Annotated in this window: 17 protein-coding genes and 1 pseudogene; 11 read left to right on the top strand and 7 right to left on the bottom strand. The window is 69.2% G+C overall.

The window, feature by feature from the left end; genetic code table 11:
* On the bottom strand, positions 1-2709 hold the full coding sequence (locus tag ACYU7L_RS16350) for a bifunctional acetate--CoA ligase family protein/GNAT family N-acetyltransferase (RefSeq protein WP_460798724.1): 2709 nt from the start codon (positions 2707-2709) through the stop codon (positions 1-3).
* A gap of 78 nt (positions 2710-2787) precedes the next feature.
* Here ACYU7L_RS16350 and ACYU7L_RS16345 point away from each other — a divergent pair.
* The 3 genes and pseudogenes from ACYU7L_RS16345 to ACYU7L_RS16335 all read left to right on the top strand — a co-directional run.
* A pseudogene (locus ACYU7L_RS16345) lies at positions 2788-5341 on the top strand (DNA gyrase/topoisomerase IV subunit A); the annotation flags it as partial.
* 18 nt (positions 5342-5359) lie between these two features.
* On the top strand, positions 5360-6034 hold the full coding sequence (locus ACYU7L_RS16340; RefSeq protein ID WP_460798844.1) for an LppX_LprAFG lipoprotein: 675 nt from the start codon (positions 5360-5362) through the stop codon (positions 6032-6034).
* Positions 6031-7806 (top strand): MFS transporter, encoded by a 1776-nt coding sequence (locus tag ACYU7L_RS16335; protein WP_460798721.1) that lies wholly within the window; start codon positions 6031-6033, stop codon positions 7804-7806. Before ACYU7L_RS16340 ends, ACYU7L_RS16335 begins: the two co-directional genes overlap by 4 nt.
* On the opposite strand, the gene ACYU7L_RS16330 is transcribed toward ACYU7L_RS16335, so the two are convergent.
* Positions 7790-8665, bottom strand: coding sequence for an alpha/beta hydrolase (locus ACYU7L_RS16330; RefSeq protein WP_460798719.1), 876 nt, complete (start codon positions 8663-8665; stop codon positions 7790-7792). The genes ACYU7L_RS16335 and ACYU7L_RS16330 overlap by 17 nt on opposite strands.
* Before the next feature lie 62 nt (positions 8666-8727).
* Here ACYU7L_RS16330 and ACYU7L_RS16325 point away from each other — a divergent pair, with 62 nt between their 5' ends.
* Positions 8728-9225, top strand: a complete 498-nt coding sequence (locus ACYU7L_RS16325) for a beta-class carbonic anhydrase (protein ID WP_460798717.1) — start codon at positions 8728-8730, stop codon at positions 9223-9225.
* 226 nt (positions 9226-9451) lie between these two features.
* Here the strand turns inward: ACYU7L_RS16325 and ACYU7L_RS16320 are convergent, their stop codons facing one another.
* Complete coding sequence (locus ACYU7L_RS16320; RefSeq protein ID WP_460798715.1) at positions 9452-11554, bottom strand: DNA gyrase/topoisomerase IV subunit B; 2103 nt, start codon at positions 11552-11554, stop codon at positions 9452-9454.
* Positions 11555-11804: 250 nt separating this feature from the next.
* Between ACYU7L_RS16320 and ACYU7L_RS16315 the strand changes: the two genes are divergently transcribed.
* Together ACYU7L_RS16315 and ACYU7L_RS16310 are read left to right on the top strand one after the other, a co-directional pair.
* On the top strand, positions 11805-12038 hold the full coding sequence (locus tag ACYU7L_RS16315) for a DUF7455 domain-containing protein (protein WP_460798842.1): 234 nt from the start codon (positions 11805-11807) through the stop codon (positions 12036-12038).
* Between the two features lie 122 nt (positions 12039-12160).
* On the top strand, positions 12161-12637 hold the full coding sequence (locus ACYU7L_RS16310) for a DUF456 domain-containing protein (protein WP_460798712.1): 477 nt from the start codon (positions 12161-12163) through the stop codon (positions 12635-12637).
* A gap of 44 nt (positions 12638-12681) precedes the next feature.
* On the opposite strand, the gene ACYU7L_RS16305 is transcribed toward ACYU7L_RS16310, so the two are convergent.
* The 3 genes from ACYU7L_RS16305 to ACYU7L_RS16295 all read right to left on the bottom strand — a co-directional run bounded on the left by ACYU7L_RS16305 (position 12682) and on the right by ACYU7L_RS16295 (position 15568).
* Positions 12682-13299, bottom strand: a complete 618-nt coding sequence (locus ACYU7L_RS16305; RefSeq protein ID WP_460798709.1) for a hypothetical protein — start codon at positions 13297-13299, stop codon at positions 12682-12684.
* Between the two features lie 178 nt (positions 13300-13477).
* Positions 13478-14905, bottom strand: a complete 1428-nt coding sequence (locus ACYU7L_RS16300; protein WP_460798840.1) for an RNA polymerase sigma factor — start codon at positions 14903-14905, stop codon at positions 13478-13480.
* Positions 14906-15100: 195 nt separating this feature from the next.
* Positions 15101-15568 carry an HhH-GPD-type base excision DNA repair protein gene (locus tag ACYU7L_RS16295; RefSeq protein ID WP_460798707.1) on the bottom strand — a complete coding sequence of 156 codons (468 nt, stop codon included), beginning with the start codon at positions 15566-15568 and terminating at the stop codon, positions 15101-15103.
* A gap of 32 nt (positions 15569-15600) precedes the next feature.
* On the opposite strand from ACYU7L_RS16295, the gene ACYU7L_RS16290 reads away from it, so the two are divergent.
* The 5 genes from ACYU7L_RS16290 (at position 15601) to ACYU7L_RS16270 (ending at position 20669) form a co-directional block, all read left to right on the top strand.
* Complete coding sequence (locus ACYU7L_RS16290; RefSeq protein WP_460798705.1) at positions 15601-17106, top strand: recombinase family protein; 1506 nt, start codon at positions 15601-15603, stop codon at positions 17104-17106.
* A gap of 295 nt (positions 17107-17401) precedes the next feature.
* The gene (locus ACYU7L_RS16285; protein WP_460798702.1) at positions 17402-17527 is read left to right on the top strand and encodes a hypothetical protein; all 126 of its coding nucleotides are present in this window, start codon (positions 17402-17404) and stop codon (positions 17525-17527) included.
* Positions 17528-18518: 991 nt separating this feature from the next.
* Positions 18519-18719, top strand: a complete 201-nt coding sequence (locus ACYU7L_RS16280) for a hypothetical protein (protein WP_460798700.1) — start codon at positions 18519-18521, stop codon at positions 18717-18719.
* Positions 18716-19480 (top strand): hypothetical protein, encoded by a 765-nt coding sequence (locus ACYU7L_RS16275; protein ID WP_460798698.1) that lies wholly within the window; start codon positions 18716-18718, stop codon positions 19478-19480. Before ACYU7L_RS16280 ends, ACYU7L_RS16275 begins: the two co-directional genes overlap by 4 nt.
* Before the next feature lie 106 nt (positions 19481-19586).
* Positions 19587-20669 carry a hypothetical protein gene (locus tag ACYU7L_RS16270; RefSeq protein ID WP_460798696.1) on the top strand — a complete coding sequence of 361 codons (1083 nt, stop codon included), beginning with the start codon at positions 19587-19589 and terminating at the stop codon, positions 20667-20669.
* A gap of 335 nt (positions 20670-21004) precedes the next feature.
* On the opposite strand, the gene ACYU7L_RS16265 is transcribed toward ACYU7L_RS16270, so the two are convergent.
* A complete protein-coding gene (locus ACYU7L_RS16265; protein WP_460798693.1) occupies positions 21005-21766 on the bottom strand; it encodes a hypothetical protein in 762 nt (253 codons plus the stop codon).
* Positions 21767-22303: the final 537 nt, after the last annotated feature.

Raw genomic sequence — 22303 nt, 5'->3', positions numbered from 1 at the left:
TCAGTCCTTGAGCGTGTCCCCCGGCATCGCCGTGAGCCGGCGCACGAACCAGTCGGAGCGCGGGTCGATCACCGGCTCGACGCGAGCGGCGGCGTTGAGGACCGTCGCTCCCTCGGCGCCGGCCAGCACCAGCGGCAGGTCGAGCGAGCGCAGCTGCGGCAGGTCGTTCTGCAGCTGGGCGACCCGGCGCACCAGCCCCTCCACCGCTGCCACGTCCACGACCTCGCTGCCGCGGTAGCCGAACAGCAGCGGGGACGACTTCACCTCGCGGACCATGTCGGCCGCGTCCCGCTCGCCCAACGGCGGGATCCGGTAGGCCTTGTCGCCCACCAGCTCGGTGAGCGGTCCGGCGATGCTGAACGACACCACCGGCCCGAACAGCGGGTCCTCGATCGTGCCGATCGAGACCGGGACGCCGGGTGGAGCGTTCTTCTGGACGACGAAGTCGGCGTTGGCGGGGTCGGTGATGACGGTGCTGAGGGTGCGCCAGGCGTCGGTCATCTCGTCGGCGTTGTCGATGTTGCGCCACACGTGCGCCTGATCGGGACGCTGACGCAGGTGGACGGCGGTCGCCTTGAGCACGACGTTCCACCCCTGCGCCTCCCCCGCGGCCAGGGCCTCCTCCAGGGAGGCGACGGGCTGGGTGTGCCACATCCTGATGCCGTAGGCCCCGAGCAGCTCGTCGAGCTCCTCGCCCGAGAGATCGCGCCCCTCGGGGTGGCGCGCGAGCACCTCGTTGACCAGCCGCTTGGCGGCGTGAGTGTCGAGGTGCTCCTCGGCGACCGGCGCCCCGTCCGGGGCACGCAGCCAGAGGCTGTACTCCACGACCCGGGCCAGCGCCCGGACCGCGGACTCCACGGCGGGGTACGACGGGACCGAGCCGCGACCGGCCGTGGAGCCGGCGACGTCGGGGACCCGCAGCAGCTCGGGGACGCCCTCGGCCCCGAGGAACGTCGAGACCAACGGCTTGTCGGACTGCTCCCCCACGGCCGCCAGCACGTTGGCGACGTCCTCGCCGGTCGTGTTGAGCGGCGGGAAGTAGACCGCGACCACCGAGTCGACCTCGGGGTCGTCGATCGCCGCGTCGAGGGCGTCCTCGAAGTCCTCGGCCGTGGCCTCGGCTCCCAGCGACACCGACTTGTTGACGACCAGGCCGACCGAGGCGGCGGCGTCGACGGCGAGCAGGCCCAGGGCGTCGGAGTTGCCGACCACGGCCACCCGGCGCCCCTGTGGCAGTGGCTGGTGGGCCAGCAACTGCGCCACGTCGAACATCTCCTCCAGGGTGTCGACCTGGATCACCCCGGCCTGGCGGAACATCGCGTCGACCGCCTCGCGCGGGGCCGCGATCGCGCGGACAGCGTGCCCGCGCGGCACCCCCTGCGTCGTACGCCCCGACCGCACGGCGACGATCGGCTTGCGGCGCGACACCCGACGGGCGATCCGGGAGAACTTGCGCGGGTTACCGATCGACTCCAGGTAGAGCAGCACCACCTCGGTGGAGTCGTCCTCCTCCCAGTACTGCAGCAGGTCGTTGCCGGAGACGTCGGCGCGGTTGCCGGCGCTGACGAACGTCGAGAGGCCCAGGCCGCGGCCGTAGACCTTCTCCAGGATCGCGGTGCCCAGGGCGCCGGACTGGCAGAAGAAGCCGGCCCGGCCGCGCGGCGGCATCAGCGAGGAGAGGGAGGCGTTCAGCGAGACCTCGGGGTCGGTGTTGATGACGCCCAGGCAGTTGGGGCCGATCAGGCGCAGGCCGTAGGAGCGGGCCAGCCCGACCAGACGACGCTGGCGCTGGCGTCCCTCGTCGCCGGTCTCGGCGAAGCCCGAGGAGATCACCACGAGCCCGTGCACGCCCTTGGCGGCGCAGTCGAGCACGACGTCCTGGACGGCCTCGGCGGGTACGGCGACGATCGCGACGTCGACGGGACCGGGGATGTCGCTCACGGTGGCATAGGTGGGCATGCCCGACACCGCGCTGGCGGACGGGTTCACGGCGTAGACCTTGCCCGTGAAGTCGCCGGTGACGAGGTTGCGCACCATCGCCCGGCCGATGCTGTCGGCGCGGCGGCTGGCGCCGACGACGGCGACCGAGCGGGCGTTGAAGAAGGCGTCGATCGAGGCCGACTCGGCCCGGTGCTCACGCTGCTGCATCACGCCGATGGCGGTCTCGGTGGGGTCGATGGGGAACTCGAGCGAGATCACCCCGTCCTCGTAGCCGCTGACCACCTGATAGCCGGCGTCGCGGAAGGTCTGGATCATCCGCTGGTTGTCCGGAAGCACCTCGGCGACGAACTTCTCGACGCCACGCTCGCGACCGGCCTGGGCGAGGTGCTCGAGCAGGACCTGGGCGATGCCTCGCCCCTGGTGCTGGTCCTCGACGAGGAAGGCGACCTCGGCGGCCCCGTCGGAGACCACGTCGAAGCGGCCGATCGCGATCATCCGCCCGCCCACCAGCAGCACGAAGGCGACCCGCTTGTCGTGGTCGACCTGGGTGAAGCGCTTCACGTCGCGCTCGGAGAGCCGCGGCATCGGCGTGAAGAAGCGGTAGTACTTCGACTCGTCGGAGACCCGGGCGTAGAAGTCCACCAGGAGCTCGGCGTCGGAGGCGCGCACCGGCCGGATGTGGGCGGTCCGGCCGTCACGCAACAGGACATCGGCCTCCCAGTGCTGCGGCGGGTCCGGGATGGGGGCGTCCTCGTTGACTGCGGTCACGCTCGAAATCTAGCGCGGATGACGCCGTACGGCGTGCCCGCCGCTCGGGCCGGCGTCCGTCCGGGGAGAATGCTCGCCATGGCAAGGCGCGGCAGCAGTCAACCTCCCCCCGACGACTTCGAGGAGCACATCCTCGACATCGACGTCGGCGACGAGATGCGTTCCTCCTTCCTGGAGTACGCCTACTCGGTGATCTACTCCCGGGCGCTGCCCGACGCACGCGACGGGCTCAAGCCCGTCCAGCGGCGCATCCTCTACACGATGAACCAGATGGGGCTGCGCCCCGACCGCGGTCACGTGAAGAGCGCCCGCGTCGTCGGCGAGGTGATGGGTCGGCTGCACCCGCACGGCGACAGCGCGATCTACGACGCGCTCGTGCGCCAGGCCCAGCCGTGGTCGCTGCGGCTGCCGATGATCGACGGGCACGGCAACTTCGGCTCGCCCGACAACGGCCCCGCCGCCATGCGCTACACCGAGTGCCGGATGGCGCCGCCCGCGGTGGCGATGACGGAGTCGATCGACGAGGACACCGTCGACTTCCGGCCCAACTACGACAGCCGGGAGATGGAGCCGACGGTGCTGCCGGCGGCGATCCCCAACCTCGTCGTCAACGGCACCACCGGCATCGCGGTCGGCATGGCCACCAACATGGCCCCGCACAACCTGGTCGAGGTGGTCCAGGCGCTGCGCCACCTGATCAAGGACCCCCGGGCCACCCTCGACGACATCATGCGCTTCATCCCCGGGCCCGACCTGCCCTCGGGCGGCAAGATCGTGGGCCTCGACGGGCTGCGCGACGCCTACGAGTCCGGCCGCGGCAGCTTCCGAATCCGCGCCACCGCGCGCATCGAGTCGATCACCCCGCGCCGCAAGGGCATCGTGGTCACCGAGCTGCCCTACAACGTCGGCATCGAGAAGATCGTCGAGCGGATCAAGACGCTCGTGCAGGCCAAGAAGATCCAGGGCATCTCCGACGTCAAGGACCTCACGGACATGGCCAACGGCACCCGCCTGGTCATCGAGGTGAAGAACGGCTTCCACCCCGAGGCGCTGCTCGAGCAGCTCTACAAGGCGACCCCGCTGGAGGAGTCCTTCAGCATCAACGCGGTCACGCTGGTCGACGGCCAGCCGCGCACGCTGGGGCTCAAGGAGCTGCTGGAGGTCTTCCTCGGCCACCGCTACGACGTCGTACGGCGCCGCTCGCAGTACCGCCGGCGCAAGGCCGCCGACAAGCTCCACCTCGTGGAGGGGCTGCTCATCGCGATCCTCGACATCGACGAGGTGATCCAGCTGATCCGGGCCAGCGACAACGCGACGATCGCCCGCGAGCGGCTGATGGATGTCTTCGAGCTCTCCGAGATCCAGGCCAACCACATCCTCGACATGGCGCTGCGTCGGCTGACGAAGTTCAGCCGCATCGAGCTCGAGAAGGAGCAGGCCGAGCTGCAGCGCGAGATCGAGGCGCTCGACGCGATCCTGGCCGACGAGAAGCTGCTGCGGAAGGTCGTCTCCGACGAGCTGGGCGAGGTCGCCAAGACCTACGGCACCCCGCGTCGTACGGTCCTGCTCGAGTCCGCGGGGGTCCCTGCCACGGCGGGTGTCCCCCTCGAGGTCGCCGACGATCCGTGCTTCGTGCTGCTCAGCTCCAGCGGGCTGCTGGCCCGCACCACCAGCGTCGAGGCTCCCGGCAGCGGCGAGTCGCGCGCCAAGCACGACGTGGTCGTCTCCGCGGTGCGCACCACCGCGCGCGGCGACGTGGGCCTGGTGACCACCACCGGACGCGTGCTGCGCCTGGGGGTCCTCGACCTGCCGACCCTCCCGGCGACCGCCAACGACCCGCACCTGCAGGGCGGCGCGCCGGTGGCGGAGTTCGTCTCGCTCGACAAGGACGAGAGCGTGCTCGCGCTGATGTCGCTCGAGGAGGGCGGGCCCGGTCTGGCGGTCGGCACCCGCCAGGGCATCGTCAAGCGCGTCAACCACGAGGTGCCCAACCGCGATGACTGGGAGATCATCCGGCTCGCCGACGGCGACCGGCTGGTGGGGGCCCTCGACCTCGTCACCGGCACCGAGGAGCTCTGCTTCGTGAGCTCCGACGCCCAGCTGCTGCACTTCTCCGCCGACCTGGTCCGCCCCCAGGGCCGCGCCGGCGGCGGGGTCGCGGGCATCCGCCTCGGGGCCAAGGCCTCGGCCGTCTGGTTCGGCGCCGTCGATCCCGTGGACGCGGTGGTCGTCACGATCTCCGGCTCCTCGACCGCCCTGCCCGGCACCGAGCCGGGGTCGGTCAAGGTCACGCCGTTCTCGGAGTACCCGCCCAAGGGCCGGGCCACCGGCGGCGTCCGCTGCCACCGGTTCCTGCGCGGCGAGGACACCGTCGTCCTCGCGTGGGCCGGGCACTCCCCTGCCCGCGCCGCGGCCGCCAGCGGCGCCCCGGTGGACCTGCCGGAGGCCAACGGCCGCCGCGACGGGTCCGGAGTGCCGGCCAGCCAGCCTGTGGTGGCAATCGCCTCGCCGCTGGCCACGCGTCTGGGTGGGTCGACGGATGGCGGAACGACGGAGGATGGGGCGACCGACGGTGTGGAAGGCTGATCCCATGCCGCGCAACCATCGAGCCCTCGGGCCCGCCCTCGCCTCCCCCTTCCTCGGACCGGCCCTGGGGGTCGTCCTGCTCAGCGCCGCCCTGACCGGCTGCGCCGGGGGCGACGACGAGAAGTCCGACGACGCCACGCCCGAGCAGGTCCTCGCGCAGGCCAAGGAGACCCTCGACGACACCTCGGGCGTGCGCATCGATCTCTACGCCGACGAGCTGCCCAGCGGCGTCGAGGGCATCACCGCGGCCGAGGGCATCGGCACCCACGCGCCGGCGTTCGAGGGCACGATCAACGTGGCCTACGCCGGGCTCAACCCCGAGGTCCCGATCATCGCGGTCGACGACACCGTCCATGCCCAGGTGCCGTTCACTCCGGGCTGGTCCGACATCGACCCGGCGGAGTACGGCGCACCCGACCCGGCCGACCTGATGAGCACGGACGCGGGCTTCTCCTCGCTGCTGCCGGCCACCGAGGACGTGAAGGAGGGCGAGCAGGAGCGCGGCGGAGCCGACAACGACGAGATCCTGACGACCTACACCGGCACCGTCCCCGGCGAGACGGTCGCCAACGTGATCCCGAGCGCGTCGGGCGACTTCGACGCGACGTACACGATCAGCGACGAGGGTGAGCTGCGCAAGGTCGTGCTGACCGGCGTCTTCTACCCCGACAGCGACCCGATGACCTACACCATCGGCTTCGACGAGTACGGCACCGAGAAGGACATCACCGCCCCATGACCCGGCAGGCCCGGATCCTGCTCGGGCTGGCCGCTGTCGCGGTGGCCTTCGCAGCCGCCGACACCTATGTCGTGGTGCTCGCGCTGCCCGAGATGATGGGCAGCGTCGGCATCCCGCTCGACGAGCTGCAGCGCGCGGCCCCGATCATCTCCGGGTTCCTGCTCGGCTATGTCGCGATGCTGCCGCTGATCGGCCGGATCGCGGACCTGCGCGGCCGGGTGCCGGTGCTGGTGATGGCCCTCGTCGTCTTCGCGCTCGGCTCGCTGGTCACCGCGCTCGCCTACGACATGCCGAGCATGGTCGTGGGCCGCTTCTTCCAGGGGGTGGGCGGCGGGGGGCTGGTGCCGGCGACGCTGGCGCTGGTCGCGGACCTCTACCCGGTGGAGCGGCGCGGCGTGCCGCTCGGTCTGGTCTCAGCGGTCCAGGAGATCGGCTCGGTGCTCGGGCCGCTGCTGGGTGCCGTGATCCTCTCCGTGGCGGACTGGCGCGCGATCTTCGCGCTCAACCTCGCCGTCGGACTGGTGCTGGCCGCCGCGATCCGGGGGCTGGCGCAGGTGGCCGCCGAGGAGCGCCCGGCCACCGAGAGCCCGCCGCCACGGCGGGGCCGGCCCGACGTGCTCGGCGCGCTGCTCGCCCTGGTGGCCGTGGGCGCGGGCCTCCTCGTCTTCGTGCGGCCGGCGCAGATCATGCGCGACATCACGTGGGGTCAGATCTTCGTGCCCTACACCGGCGACGGCCGTTGGCTCACCCCGGTGGGGGTGACCGCGATGGTCGCCGCGCTCGCGTTCGTCGTCCGCTCCGCGACGGCCCGGCGCCCCCTCCTCGACCTGCGGGGCTGGTTCGCCAGCATGCGGGAGGCCGACCTCGTCGGCGCCCTGCTCCTCGCCGTGGCGCTGGGCGGGGTCATCCTCGCCTTCGCCACCGCCGACCCCGAGGTCGCGGTCTTCTCCGACCAGGGACAGTGGTACCTCCTCGGCGCCGCCCTGGGGGCGACCAGCTTCGTGCTGCACCTGCGGCGTGCCCGGCGTCCCCTCGTGCCCACGGGCGCACTGGCGGCCCGGCCCGCCTGGGGCTCGCTGCTGGTCAGCTTCTTCGTCGGCGCCGCCCTGATCGCGGCGCTGATCGACATCCCGCTCTTCGCCCGCACCACCGTGCACTCGGGCTCCCAGCTGATGGCGGCGCTCGTGCTGGTCCGCTTCCTGATCGCGCTGCCCGTCGGGGCGGTGGTCGGCGGCTACCTGCTGCGTCGTGTCGACGCCGGCCCGATCACCGCTGTCGGCATGGCGATGACCGCGGCGGGCTTCTGGTGGATGAGCAGCTGGGGCCTGACCAGCCTCGACGAGCCGTCGTCCAACGTGGCGCTGGTGCTCACGGGGTTCGGCTTCGGGCTGGCCCTGGCGCCGGTCAACGCCGCCGTCCTCGCCACCACCGCCGACGCGGTGCACGGGCTGTCCAGCGCCATGGTGGTCGTGGCACGGATGGTCGGCATGCTGGTCGGCATCTCGGCGCTGACCACGCTCGGCCTGCGGCGCTACTACGCCGAGCAGGCCGACCTGCCCCCGATCCGGGAGGTCTGCGGCGGGAGCAGTCGCTGTGACGAGTTCACGCTGCTGCTTAAGGAGGCCGCGATCGTCCAGGAGCACACGGTCTTCCAGGGCGCCGCGGCGTGCGCGGTGGTCGCCGGTGTGCTGGCCCTGGTGCTCTTCCGAGGCGCTCGGACCCGCACCGCGCAGACGTCAGGGCCACTGGCCGGGCTCACGTCGTCGGCGTGACCTGCTTCTGCAACCACGCCAGCTGCGCGGGAATCATCCGGGTCCAGTACGCCGCGTCGTGTCCCCCGGCGTCGAAGTGCGCCTCGACGTCCTCGCGGTCACAGAAGTCCACCACGTTGCGATAGAACGGATCGCCCGTCCCGCAGTCGACGCGGGTGCGGGTACGGTCGTCGGCCTCGACGAGCTCCATGCAGGAGCGGTAGTCCTCCTCGCCGTCGAAGGCCCGCTCGTTGGCCTGCTCGGCGCTGTCCCAGATCGCCGGGCTGACCGCCAGGACCGGCCCGACCTCCTGCCCAGCGGCCTGGCGCCGAGCCGCCAGCAGCATCGCGCCGAAGCCGCCCATCGACCAGCCCCAGAACGCCGGACGCTCGACGTCGAGCCCCCGCTCGGCGAGCAGCGGGACGAACTCCTCCAGGACCATCGCGCCCACATCGCGCCCGTCGTCGCGCTCGTGCCAGTAGGCCTGGCCGCCGTCGATCGCGGCGACGGCGAAGCGCGCCTGGGCATCGGCCAGGAAGCGGTCCACCCCCAGGTTGGCGAACAGCGTCTCGGCGCGCATGTCGGCGCCGTGCAGGGCGAGCACGACCGGCAGCCGGTCGTCCTCGGCGCTGCCCGGTGGGTAGGCGACCGTCCAGTCCGCACCGCCGGGCACGTGCCTCGACCGGAGGGTGCCGGAGACCCGCGGTCCCGGCTCGACGTCGGGGATCTCCCCCGCCTCCCCGTTGAGCCCCAGCAGCTCGTGGGCGCGCGTGCGGCCCGGCAGCACGTCGTACTCCACGAGGACGCCGGCGCCGGCGCCGGCCGCGAGCACCGCCGTACCGGTGCCGCCGAGCAGGAGTGCGCGTCTGCTGATCGCCATGCGGACAACCCTAGGTGGACACCTGCGAGGGGACGGAGCGGCCTCCGCTAGCGTTCGTTGTCGTGACCGCAGACTTCGATGACTTGATCGCCGCCAACGAGCAGTTCGCCAGCACCTTCCGCCTCGGCGGGTTCGACGGCAAGGCCCATGCGGGCGTCGCCATCGTCACGTGCATGGACTCGCGCATCGATCCCCTGGCGATGTTCGGGCTCCGCCACGGCGACGCCAAGATCTTCCGCAACCCCGGCGGCCGGATCACCGACGCCGCCCTCGAGGCCCTGGTGCTCGGCGCCCACGTGCTGAACGTCGACCGCATCCTGATCGTCCCGCACACCCGCTGCGCGATGGCCAGCAGCACCGAGGCCGAGCTGCACGCCAAGGTCGGCGAGTCCGCCGGGATGGACGTCACCTGGCAGGCCTTCCACGTCATCAGCGACCAGGTGGCGACCCTCGAGGAGGACGTCCACCGCGTCACCTCGCACCCGCTCATTCCCGACACCGTCAAGGTCGGCGGGTTCATCTACGACGTCGACACCGGTCGGGTGGACCAGAAGGTCTGAGTCTGGCTCCCTCCCGGTCGCCGTTTGGTCCCCAACGGCGTGTATTTCGGGAAGAAGCATGTCGTCTCTGACCAATCGAGGGGCCGCGTTGCTTCCGCACGGCCACCCGGCGCGCCGAGTGACGTCGTACGACGGCCGCGCTGCTCGCCGATTGGTCAGAGACGACACGTCCATGCCCGAAAACGCTGCCGTTGGGGACCAAACGGCAGCCTCGACGCCCACCCTGTCAGGCGTCGAGGGCGTCGACGTCCACCTCGTAGGCGCCCTGCACGATGAACTCCTTGCGGGGGGCCACGTCGGAGCCCATCAGCAGCTCGAAGACGTCGGCCGCCGCGTCGGCGTCGTCGATGGTGATCCGGCGCAGCGTGCGGTGGCGCGGGTCCATGGTCGTCTCGGCCAGCTGGTCGGCGTCCATCTCACCGAGCCCCTTGTAGCGCTGGACGGGGTCCTTCCAGCGGACGCCCTTCTTCTTGAGCTCGGCCATCTTGCGCTGGAGCTCGTCGTCGGAGTACGTGTAGATGTACTTGTCCATCCCCTTCTTGGGGTTGGACAGCTCGATGCGGTGCAGTGGCGGGACGGCCGAGTAGACCCGCCCCTGGGTGATCAGGTCGGGCATGTACTTGAAGAACAGCGTCGCCAGCAGGCACCGGATGTGGGAGCCGTCGGAGTCGGCGTCGGCCATGAAGATGATCCGGCCGTAGCGTGCCGCCTCGATGTCGAAGGTCCGCCCCGAGCCCGCCCCGACGACCTGGATGATCGACGCGCACTCGACGTTCTTCAGCATGTCGCCGACCGAGGCCTTCTGCACGTTGAGGATCTTGCCCCGGATCGGCAGCAGCGCCTGGAACTCCGAGTTGCGCGCGAGCTTGGCGGTGCCGAGCGCCGAGTCACCCTCGACGATGAAGAGCTCCGTGCGCTCGTTGTCCGCCGCGCGACAGTCCGCGAGCTTGGCGGGCAGGGCCGAGGACTCCAGGGCGTTCTTGCGGCGCTGGGTCTCCTTGTGCTGGCGCGCGGCGATCCGGGTCTTGGAGGCGCCGATCACCTTCTCCATGACCAGCTTGGCCTGCGCCTTCTCCAGGCGCTTGGAGGAGGTCAGGAAGTCCTTGAGCTCGCCGCTGACCACCTTGCGTACGACGGAGCGCGCGGCCGGCGTGCCGAGGATCTCCTTGGTCTGGCCCTCGAACTGGGGCTCGGCCAGGCGGACCGCCACGACGGCGGTCATCCCCTCCATCACGTCGTCCTTGATGACGTCGAGGTCGTTGACCTTCAGGGCCTTGGTCTGCCGCATGACCTCGTTGAAGGTCTTGGTGATCGCCTGCTCGAAGCCGCTGACGTGCGTGCCCCCCTTGGGCGTGGCGATGACGTTGACGAACGAGCGCAGCTCGGTGTCGTAGCCGGTGTTCCACCGGACCGCGACGTCGACGATCAGGTCCCGCTCCACCTCCTGGGGCGTCATGTGCCCCTTGTCGTCGAGCAGCGGCACGGTCTCGGTGAAGCTGCCCTGACCCTGCAGGCGCAGGACGTCGGTGACCGGCTCGCCGCTGGAGAGGTACTCGGTGAACTCGGCGATGCCGCCGTCGTGGCGGAAGCTCTCCTCGACCGGCTCGTCGCCACGCAGGTCGCGGATGACCAGCTCGAGGCCGGGGACGATGAACGACGTCTGCCGGGCCCGGGTGACCAGCTCGTCGTAGACGAACGTCGCGTCCTTGGTGAAGATCTGGCGGTCCGGCCAGAACCGGATGAGCGTGCCGGACCTGCCCTTGGCGACGCGCTTGCCCTTGCGGGTCAGCCCGGACTGCGGAGTGAACGGCTGCCCCGGGCCCTCTCCGTCGAAGACACCGGGCGCTCCGCGCTGGAAGGACATGCCCTGCTGGGCCGGCGACCGGTCGACGTCCACGTCCAGCCGCGACGAGAGCGCGTTGACCACGGACGCGCCGACGCCGTGCAGACCGCCGGTCGCGACGTACGAGCCGCCGCCGAACTTCCCGCCGGCGTGCAGCTTGGTGAAGATCACCTCGACGCCGGGGAGACCCGTCTTCGGCTCCTTGTCGACGGGGATGCCGCGGCCGTCGTCGTGGACCTCGACGGAGTCGTCCGCGTGCAGCGTGACCTCGATCCGGGTGGCGGCACCGGCCAGCGCCTCGTCCACGCCGTTGTCGATGATCTCCCACAGGCAGTGCATCAGCCCGCGGGTGTCGGTGGAGCCGATGTACATGCCGGGACGCTTGCGCACGGCCTCGAGGCCCTCGAGGACCAGCAGGTGCGCCGCGTTGTAGGTGTTGTCGATCTTCCTGCTCCCGTTGTCAGCGGTCCTGGTCGTGCCTGCCACGTGTTTCCTGTCCGGCTCGTCGTCGTCCGCCCGAATCTACCCGCGCCACGCCGGAGGACCGCGCAGGCACGCCTGCAGGGGCGCCAACCATCGACGTACTACAGTTCCCCACCAACCTCCGGGAACAGGAGTTCGGTCGCGAAGGTTGAGCAAGAACAGACTGGGTACATGTGATCGTGGTTGGATGACGTGTCCCGGAACACTAGCTGCGGGGAATCTTTGGCCCGGACGCTACGTTGACCAGACAACGATGGAGAGAAATGAGGCCGATGTGACCACTGCAGTTGCCCCCAGCACTGCCGCCTTGACTGCGGCTGACCGTTGTGACCGTTGCGGAGCCCAGGCCTACCTCCGTGTAGAGCTTCAGGCCGGCGGCGAGCTCCTGTTCTGCGCCCACCACGCCCGCGAGCACGGCGACAAGCTCCGTGAGGTTGCTGTCGCCGTCGTGGACGAGACGCACAAGCTCGAGAGCAACCCGTCCTGAGGCGCCCGCCTGCCGCCCGACTGATCTAGACCTGACGTGGCCCCGGACCTGCTGGTCCGGGGCCACTGTCATGCCCTGCCCATGGGGCCGGTGAGCCGGGGCCCTATGACAGGCTGCCCCTTGTGAGTCTTCTCGAAGTCGGCGTCGCCCTGGTCATCCTCGTCGGCCTGATCGGCATCATCGTCCCGGTCCTGCCGGGGACCGTCCTGGTGCTGGGCGCCATCCTGGTCTGGGCCATCGACACCGGCGGTCCCACCGCCTGGATCGTCTTCGCGGTCGCGACGGTCCTGCTGGCAGCCGGCACCGTGGTGAAGTACCTCGTCCCGGGACGCCGCCTGAAGACCGCGGGGGTGCCTAGCTCGACCTTGCTCCTGGGCGCGGTCGGCGCCATCGTCGGGTTCTTCGTGATCCCGGTCCTGGGGCTCCTGGTCGGCTTCGTCGTCGGCATCTACCTGGCCGAGCTGCGCCGGGTCGGCTCCACCGACGCCTGGCCGGCGACGATGTCCGCCTTGAAGGCCGTGGGCGTGAGCATCCTCATCGAGCTCACGGCGGCGACGGCCGCGACCCTGGTCTGGGTCGGCGGCGTCGTCGCGACCTGACGCCACCAGCTGCCGGCGCGCAGTCGCTCAGCCGGGCAGGGTGCCTACCCCCGAGCGATCACGCGGGTGAGCTGACGCCGGCGTCCCAGCCAGTCGACGACCGTGTCGCCGTCCGCCTGCGTCCCACCCGTCTTCACCGCGACCCGGATGGCATCCGGGAGATCCAGGCAACGCCGGGCGATGCGGACGTCGGCGGTGTCGGCCGCGTAGTCGAGGCTCAGGTCGTAGGAGCAGCGCATCGGTACGGCGCGCTGCCGCAGACGCCAGCCGTCGGTCGGGACCAGCGCGTAGTCGGAGCCCTGGTAGGTGCCGCCGACGAAGGCGAACTCCGGACCCGCCTGCTGGCTGTCGGTGTCCAGGTAGACCGCCAGGCTGCTGCCGCTGCGCCAGCTGGGCCGCAGGTCGGCGTGGGTGACCCGGACCTTGACCTGACGGTTGTTGACGACACGCACCCGGTGCAGGTCGGCTCCGTGGTCGATGTCGCCGGCGGCGTCGGTGAAGGCCGCGGTGGCCCGCGACGAGCTCACCTCGCTCCCCGGCCGGGCATCGGCCGGGGCCAGCTGGGCGAGCGAGACGACGGCGCCCGCGGCCAGCAGCCCGGTGAGGGCGGTGGCCAGCGATCGGGTGCGCGGGGAACGGGTGGGGACGGTGTTCGTGCTCATGGTGCTTCCTCGATGGTGGAGTGCCTCGGTGGCAGTCGGACGCGTGCTCGACGCGCTTCACCACCATGACGCACGCTCCTCCCCCAAGGTTGCAAACAGCTTTCGCCGCCCCACCCGCCCGGAGACGCGAGCAGGGCCCGGGACCATGAGGTCCCGGGCCCTGCTGTCGCGCTGGCTCTCAGTCGAGGTAGTCGCGCAGGACCTGCGAACGCGACGGGTGACGCAGCTTCGACATCGTCTTCGACTCGATCTGGCGGATCCGCTCGCGGGTGACCCCGTAGACCTTGCCGATCTCGTCGAGGGTCTTCGGCTGTCCGTCGGTGAGCCCGAAGCGCATGCTGACCACGCCCGCCTCGCGCTCGGAGAGCGTGTCGAGGACGGCGTGCAGCTGCTCCTGGAGGAGCGTGAACGAGACGGCGTCGGCCGGCACGATGGCCTCGGAGTCCTCGATGAGGTCACCGAACTCCGAGTCGCCGTCCTCACCCAGGGGGGTGTGCAGCGAGATCGGCTCACGGCCGTACTTCTGGACCTCGATGACCTTCTCCGGGGTCATGTCGAGCTCCTTGGCGAGCTCCTCCGGGGTGGGCTCGCGGCCCAGGTCCTGAAGCATCTGCCGCTGTACGCGCGCCAGCTTGTTGATGACCTCGACCATGTGGACCGGGATGCGGATGGTCCGCGCCTGGTCCGCCATGGCGCGGGTGATCGCCTGGCGGATCCACCACGTGGCGTAGGTGGAGAACTTGTAACCCTTGGTGTAGTCGAACTTCTCGACCGCACGGATCAGGCCCAGGTTGCCCTCCTGGATCAGGTCCAAGAACAGCATGCCGCGGCCGGTGTAGCGCTTGGCCAGCGAGACGACGAGGCGCAGGTTGGCCTCGAGCAGGTGGTTCTTCGCGCGACGACCGTCCTCGGAGATCCACTCGAGCTCCTCGAGGACCTTGGGGGTGATCTTGCCGCCCTTGGCCATCTTCTCCTCCGAGAAGAGGCCGGCCTCGATGCGCTTGGCGAGCTCGACCTCCATCTCCGCGTTGAGGAGGGGGACCTTGCCGATCTGCTTGAGGTAGTCCTTGACCGGGTCGGCGGTCGCGCCGGCGACCATGACCTGCTGCTCGGGCTCGTCGGTCTCGTCCGCGGCCGAGACCACGAAGGTCGCCTGCTTCTCGTCCGCCACGATCGTCGGGTCGGACTTGACGTCCTTCTCGAACTCCTCGTCCGGGATGTCCGGGAGGATCTTCTTGCCGTCCGCGCCCACTGCCACGGGCACCACCACGGCGGGGACCACGGGCTCGGGCTTCGGGGCGGCGGCCTTCTTGGCGGCCGCCTTCTTCGCAGGCGCCTTGGCCGCCGCCTTCGCGGGCGCAGCCGCGTCGGACTTGGTGGCTGCGGCGGTGGTCCTCTTGCGGGCGCTCGCCGCGGCGACCGCCCGTCCGCTGGTCGCGGGGATCTCGACCGAGATACCGAGTCCGCTCAGGTGCCCCAGCAGGGCCTTCAGGTGGCGAGGCTCGACTGCGGCGTCCTCACTGGCCCGTCGGACCTCATCCGGGCTGACTGTGCCGGTGGGGGTCCCTCGCTCGATCAGGGTGGCGACGGCGGGGTGCGACAGCACCTCGGCGGGAAGCGTCTTGCGTGGGTTCGAGGACACGAACACCTCTCGTGAACGACATAGGGGCGCGGCAAGGCCCGGTAACGTCAAGTGCCGCGATTCGTATTCTGCCACGGCCTTGGTGAGTGCCCTCCCCTGCCCCGGTTCCGACACCCGGAGAGCCTCGTCTCAGGGCCGGGGGACGCACTCGAACCCAGGCTACCCAGCAGCCCTGGCGGCGGCCTTCTTCTGCTTCTTGAAGTCGCGCACGCGCAGCAGCGACTCGGGGTCGACCACATCAGCCACCGACCGGTGACCGTCGAGCGCGTAGTCCCCCACGGCCTCCTCCCAGCCGTCTGGCCGCACCCCGCACTGCTTGGCCAGCAGCGCCACGAAGATCTGCGCCTTCTGCTTCCCGAAGCCCGGGAGCTCCATCACCCGCTTGAGCAGGCCCCTGCCCGACGTCGCCTCGGTCCACAGCCGTGCGGTCTCCCCGTCGTACCGCTCCTCCACCAGTGCCGCCAGCGCCTGCAGTCGGGTCGCCATCGACCCGGGGAAGCGGTGTACGGCGGGCGGAGTCGCGCACAACGCGGCGAACTCCTCCGGGTCGGCCGTCGCGATCCGCGAGGGATCGAGGGAGCCGAAGCGCTCGAGCACCTTCGCCGGCCCGCGGAAGGCGTGCTCCATCGAGTAGAGGTTTGAGGGTGTACGGTCGCCCCATGATCGACTCAACGGGCGACACCGGCACTCCCACTCGGGCGCTCATCTACTCCCGAATCTCGTCCGACTCCACGGGCGAGGGTCGGAGTAACGACCGCCAGGAGCAGGAGTGTCAGCGGCTCATCGACTACAAGCGTTGGGAGACTGTAGGCACTGAGCGCGATGTGTCGATCTCTGCCTACTCAGGCAAGGTCCGACCGGGCTGGGAGCGCGTCCTGGAGTTGGTGGCCGCTGGCGAGGTGGACGTGATCGTCGCCTACCACCTGGACCGCCTCACCCGTTCCATGAGCGACCTGGAGCGGCTCATCATCCTGTGTGAGGAGCATGGCGTATCTGTCGCCACGGCCACGGGGGACATCGACCTCACCAACGACACGGGCCGGATGGTCGCTCGCATCCTTGCCGCCGTTGCTCGCCAGGAGGTCGAAAGGAAGGCCGCTCGTCAGAAACTCGCGCACGCGCAGCGGCGCGCGGATGGGAAGACCTGGAGCGCCGTTAAGGCGTTCGGCTACTCCAACCACGGCAACGTCATCGACCTGGAGGCAGGGGCGATCCGGGCTGGCGCACGCGACTTCCTCGCAGGGACTGCCCTCGCGGAGATCGCTCGCCGTTGGACGGACGCGGGACTCACGAACGCCTACAACGCCGAGACGACCAAGCGGGCCGCACGCGCCTGGACTACCTCCGGCGTCAGGAAGGTGCTGAGCAACCCGAGGAATGCGGGATACATGACGTATGAGGATGAGGTAGTCGGGCGAGGCGACTGGACGCCGATCCTGGATGAGACGACCTACACCCTGATTCGAGCCAAGTTGGCCGACCCAGGCCGACGAGCAGGCACGAGCCCAACGGGGCGCAAGGCGAGCAACCTACTGACCGGCATCGCTACCTGTGCCACCTGTGGGGAGACTCTGCGGGCTGGCACGACCAAGGGAGAGGCCGCCTACATCTGCGGCAAGTGGCACGTCACTGTGCCCCGCCACCTGGCCGACTCGCTCGTGTCCGGCGCATTCGCTGCCCATGCCCCCGACGCGGTTGTGACGAGCCCGGCTGATGTTGGCGCGCTTGTGGCCGAGATCGCGGACCGAAACGAGCAACTCACCTCCCTGGCCGTGTCACAGGCCCGTCGTGCGATCACTCGCGATCAACTGGAGGCAGCATCCGCCGTCATCCTGGCCGAGGTGGAGGCCCTGGAGCGACAGATCGAGTCCAGCACCGACGTGGGTCCGGTGTCTGACGCTGAGTGGCGGGAGGGCGTCTTCCGCTTCGCTGAGTCTGACGACCTGGAGGCCAAGCGGACGCTCTTGGCCCGTCACTCGGCGGTCACCGTCTACCCGAAGGGTCGCGGCAAGTCCGCACTTGCCCCCCGCCAGCAGATCGTCGTGAAGACCCGTGGCGACGACGCTCGCACCCTCTACGACGAGCGCGACACCGCTCAGCCCGTTCTAACCACCCCCTCCGACCTGATCGGGCTGCCGAGGGAGCGGGGCAGGCGGACCGCCTAGCACCTCAACCCATCCCCATCGGACCACCACGTCCCGCCACTACCCCACGAAGAGAGATCAACTCACCGTGCACGCCGATGCTCTGACGACCACCCTCACGAGGGCCTCCTACGTCGCCCACCTGTCGCCCGTGACAGGCGTGGGCCTCCTCGTGATACCCCGCCCCGACGACGACCTGGCCCTCGGTGGCCCGTCTCTCCACGAGAGTGACCACGGGCGCATCCTGCGAGACCTAGCGCGAGCGGGGTGGGAGCCTGTGGAGTCTGGCGACGACCGGCACGCTGGGCTGTCGCTCGTGGGAGTCACTGTCGATGACCGGGAGGCGTTCGCCCTCACGCTCGACTCGCTGTCCATCGCCCCACTGGCGTCGGAGTGCGCCGCGGCTCTGGCCGCGCTCGTCGCCGTGGCTGGCGTCGTCTGACGAGCCCCGATCGGACCAATGCTGACCGCGTGAGCCCAACGCCACTCCGACCGAGTGACATGGGCGCTAGAGCAGTAGCCGACCGAGGAGGACCGTTACCTAATCGTTACCTAAGCCGATGGTATACGGATGGCCCCTCGACCGGACACTACTAGTGAACGGTTCTCACTCAGCGTGAGATACCGCCTCGCCGGGGATGCAGCGAACGGCGCTTCTCTCGCCGCCCATCCCCCCGAATGACGCTCCCAGCCCTCCCAGGTTCCTAGCGCCTGGCGCTGGCGCGTCACTCACCCCTGCACCCCCGATCTGCCGCCTTATGCGCGCAGGTCGGGGGTGCTGCCTTTCCCCTAGAAAGTCACGCCCCACTACACACAACGATGAAAGGAAGTAGATCAAGTGATCGAACTAGAAACAGGCTCCCAGTGGCTCACCGGAAGCGAAGCGGCTGCCATTGCCGGGATCTCGCCAGCGGCACTGCGACAGCGGCGGACGCGGGAGGCGTTCGACCGGCACCCTCGTTACATGAGAGTGGGTGCAGCCGCCGTGCTCTACCCTGCCGACGAGTTCGCCGGTTACGCCGCGACATGGCTGGACAAGCGCCAGCAGACACAGGCGAGCCGATGAGCGCCGCCGATGTCCCCGTCATGGGGTCGGCAGACAGCCTCACGGATGGATCAGGAACCCTCAACGACAGGTGCCCACATCATGGCGGGCTCTGTGCCTACGACGCTCTCAGTCCAGCGCGTTGCCCGTGGTGTCACTCCCTATGGTCGCGGATGCTTCGCCCGACTGACTGGCACTCGTGCGAGCAGGCGGTCGCCTGGCCGCGTCTTGACCGCCCGTGGCGAGTAGCGCGAGCGCGTCAGATGCGCCACCAGGCAGCGACAGCGCTGGATCAGGCCCCTACTGGGACGCCGATAGGCACCGGCCCCACTCGTGGTCCAGTCAGCGCTGAGTCCACCCCGGAGCGTTCTGCATGGGCGGTCAGCGCGTGAGCGTCTACACGAACCGGGTCGGGCAGGTCATCGGCTCCCTGGAGGTCGTGGCCGACCACAAGAGAACCAAGGACGGCAAGGTCGTGTGGAGATGCATCGACCGCCGCGACGGATCGGATCGCTTCTACCGAACCGAGAAGATCATCCGACTGGACAGGCTCCACCAGGCCCGCGAGGGCAGCAGCGGCGAAGCATGAGTACCAAGGTCCCGATGCGAGTCGAAGCGATCTTCGCGATTCGCGAGGCACGAGGACTCAACGGAAACCAGAAGTCACTTCTCTACACCGTCGAGAGCCGAGGCGTGTCCTTCGCGAAGTGGCACACCATCGCAGCGGACGCCGGTCTGGGGCGAGATGCGTTCTACAAGGCCAAAGGGCAACTCGTCGCCAGCGGGCTCTTGGTGGAGCAGCGGCGCTGGAACGACACGACCAACTACAGGGTGGACCTTCCTTCGCTGGAGCGGCTGGCCTCGCCTGGCGGTTCCGGGAATCCGGAATCGACTCGTGATGACGTTCCGGGAATCCGACAGACGATTCCGGGAATCCGGAAAGCATCTTCCGGGAATCCGGAATCTAAGGAGACCCCGAAGAAGACCTCTAAGGAGACCACTCCCCCAGAGGCGGCGGCAGAGGCAGAGGTGGAGAAGGTCCCCCAAGAGATCCGGGCTCTCATCGCCATCGCTCCGTCGTTTGATGATGATGGCGACCGTCCTGCCGCCTCTCCACGAACGCCGGGTCTCCCCCAGGACACTGCCGCCGTGGAAGCAGCCCTAGCAGCATCGCGTCCCCAGGTCATCGCCTCAGATCCGTTCCGTTCTTCGCCGCCGAGGCAGCCACACCCCAAGGATCCGATCTACAGCCGCAACTCCATCGAGCGCGAAGGGCGAGAGCAGGGCTACGACCCGATCACCGGGGAGTACGCCGAGCATCGACCGATCCCCCGATCTCGCCGCCGCTAATCCAGCACGACAGTCACAGGACCCCGGACCGAGCAAGCGGCCCGCGCGGTCACCACCACCCCACCGAACGGGGCGCTTCGACGCGCCCAGATCAAGGAGCACACCAGTGACCACCACCAAGAAGACCAGCACCACGCCTCCCGCCCCCGTCCGCGCGGAGCGGGTGAAGGCCAGCAAGCACGAACTCTCGGAGGCAACGGCGGGACTCATCGCCGCCCAGGCAGCCCTGGAAGCCGCTGAGGGTGCCGTGGCGACGATGCGCCAGGGACGACAGGCAGGAGACCAGTCCGTAACGGCGGAAGGTCTCGCCATCGCTCACGCCGAGGTCGTTCTCAGCGGGGATGACCTGACCTTCGCCACTGACCGCCTGAAGCGCGCCGAGCGGAACGTGCTCAACGACGACACGTCTATCGTCGCTGCCGTCGCCTCTGCCCTGGCGGACTACTCCCCACTCAGCGGCATCACCATCGTGCCGACGACGGAGACCCCGAGCATCCCTGCAACCATCGAGCGACCGACGCTCTACCTGGTCCAGACTGCCGCCCCCAAGCACGACACCGTGACGGGCCGGTCTTCTGGTCTCGTGGAGGCATACCTGCACCGCCCGACCTGGGGAATCAGCCTGGACGTGGACGACCTCCCCGACTACCTGGCCCGCACTCAGGTCTACACCGACGCCCGGTCGCTCGGTAGCGCGAAGAGGGGCGAGGTCATGGAGGACCGGGCCAGCCTGTCCGTGCGAGGCATCTGGCAGGAGGTGCCCGTCATCGACAAGCCGAACCGGGCGGACATCTTCGGCCAGACCCTGGCGGGACGAGTCGCGCAGCACCTGAGCCGAGGCCGTCGGGGCAACGTCGCCCAGCCCCATGAGGGCGGCGTGGGCAGCACGACGGCACTCGCTTCCGCCGTCATGGCACAGGGCGAAGGCCGGATCACTGGCACCACCATGAGCGGCGGGAAGCGTCACACGACGGTTGAGGTCACGATGGCGCTCCGCTCGTCGGTGGTGGGCCGCAGCATGATCGCCGAGGAGTCCACCGCCTACCTGATGGATCGAGTCGGGACGTGTGAGTCCGGCCTTGGCCGGGTGGCATCGGTCGAGATGATGCCCACGGATGAGAAGAGCAGCAACCCGCACTCGCCCATGCGCCTCGGGGTGCGGTTCGTCCTCGTCAGCCTCCCCAAGTAGGCGCAGGCATCCCCCAGTCGGTCGGCTAGCCGAATCCTGAGAGCCTGGAAGGCCCCTTGTGCTTGCGCCGACGAGGGGCCTCCCGGCTATCGCCCAGCGAGTGACCTGCGAGGGCGCACCAACTAGCCCTAGCGCCCCCTGTGCTCGTGGAGATGCCAACCGTGGCAGACAGCGAGGTGCTATCTACTGCCGGTGCCCCTCGCTCGCGATAAGGGGTCATACCCCCAGCCTCGTTGGCATCTCCAGGTGCCAGCCTCCAACCACTGTCAGGGACACAGTGGTTGGAGGCGCGACCGGGACGGCAACGCTGCCAGCCACGTGAGGCCCTGGGAGGCTCACCCGACTGGGAGGTTGCTCTGATCGGGGCTGGAGGGGGGCGGGGTGGGGGGCGGGGTGGGGGGCGGGGTGGATTCGCGTGGAGAATCTCCCTCGCCCTCGTTGAACTCCGCTTCATTCTCGGGAAAACCGAACATCGACATCAGTTTGAAGAAGGAGGCTTCGGCCTGCGCGATTAGGCGGGCTGACATAACCGATTGCGCGTCGTCCTTTCGGTGCCAGGCGGGCGACCAGTCGGCGGCGGCTGCCCGCGCACCGCCGCCCAGATCACGCAACAGCCGCTCCGTGTTTTGGATCATGAACACGACAGGCAGGTCGTCGTCGTCTATGTACTCCAGACCCTCTGATTCCTTGCTCCCCTGAAAGTTGTCCCATGGGTCCCATCTAGAACCCTCAGGCACGGACTTACCAACAACCCACGCCAACTCGTCCGCGGGCTCAAGGTGCATCATGAGCCGTCCGAAGTGGTCGAACAGAAACTCTTCGATGCGATGCACGGTGACGACATCTTCATCGATGACTCCAAGCATGAAGTCCCCGTGTGAAGCAAGGTCCTCTCGAGACGGCAAACGGCGGGCTACCTGTAGGGCCAAGAGCCGCAAGAGATAGTTCGCGCTCTCTTCGCGGGCCTCGGCGAGTTCCGCTTCAAGCGCATCGCCCTCCAGTCCCTCCTGAACCTCTTGCCGTCGAATCTCGACCAACCGGTTGACCAAGTCAGTCGTGGCTGCTTGATAGTCAGAATCAACGTCGAAGAGAATCACGCTCACATTCTGGCTTACATATTGGTCGCACCGATAGGCCAAGTGCTGCCGCACAGGGGAAACTCACTGCGCAGAGCATGGCGTCGCCCAGCGGTGCCAAGGTGGTGGTCCCGGCTAACTCGTCTCGGCTCGCGGGCTTCCGGAAGACCGGACTGGGGAGAAGGGACCGCGCCCGACGGTGCAAGGAGGCTCACCCTCCGAGTAGGCGGTGTACGTACATCCAAGTAGTGTCCACGTCATCCGGGATCGGATACAGGCCGGCTGGGACCACTTGCCACGCCACATGGAGAAGCACACAAGCCGAAGGATGCAACGACCATGAGTGACACCACACCCATTGCCATGCTCACCCACGCGGGCAAGCCCGGGCCGGTTGTGCGCGCCGCCGACCAGATCCTCACCAAGAAAGAGGGGGCCTGACTGTGCACACGAGGTTCGAAGTTCGCAGCCGGTCTGGTGACCTGCTCGGGATCTTTCCCGGTCCCATCGAAGACCACGCTGATCAGGTAAGTGCCCTTATGGCTGAGCGGCCTGGCG

Source organism: Nocardioides pacificus (assembly GCF_054775955.1).
The sequence above is the reverse complement of the archived record's forward strand: the minus strand, read 5'-3'. Positions and strand labels throughout refer to the sequence as shown.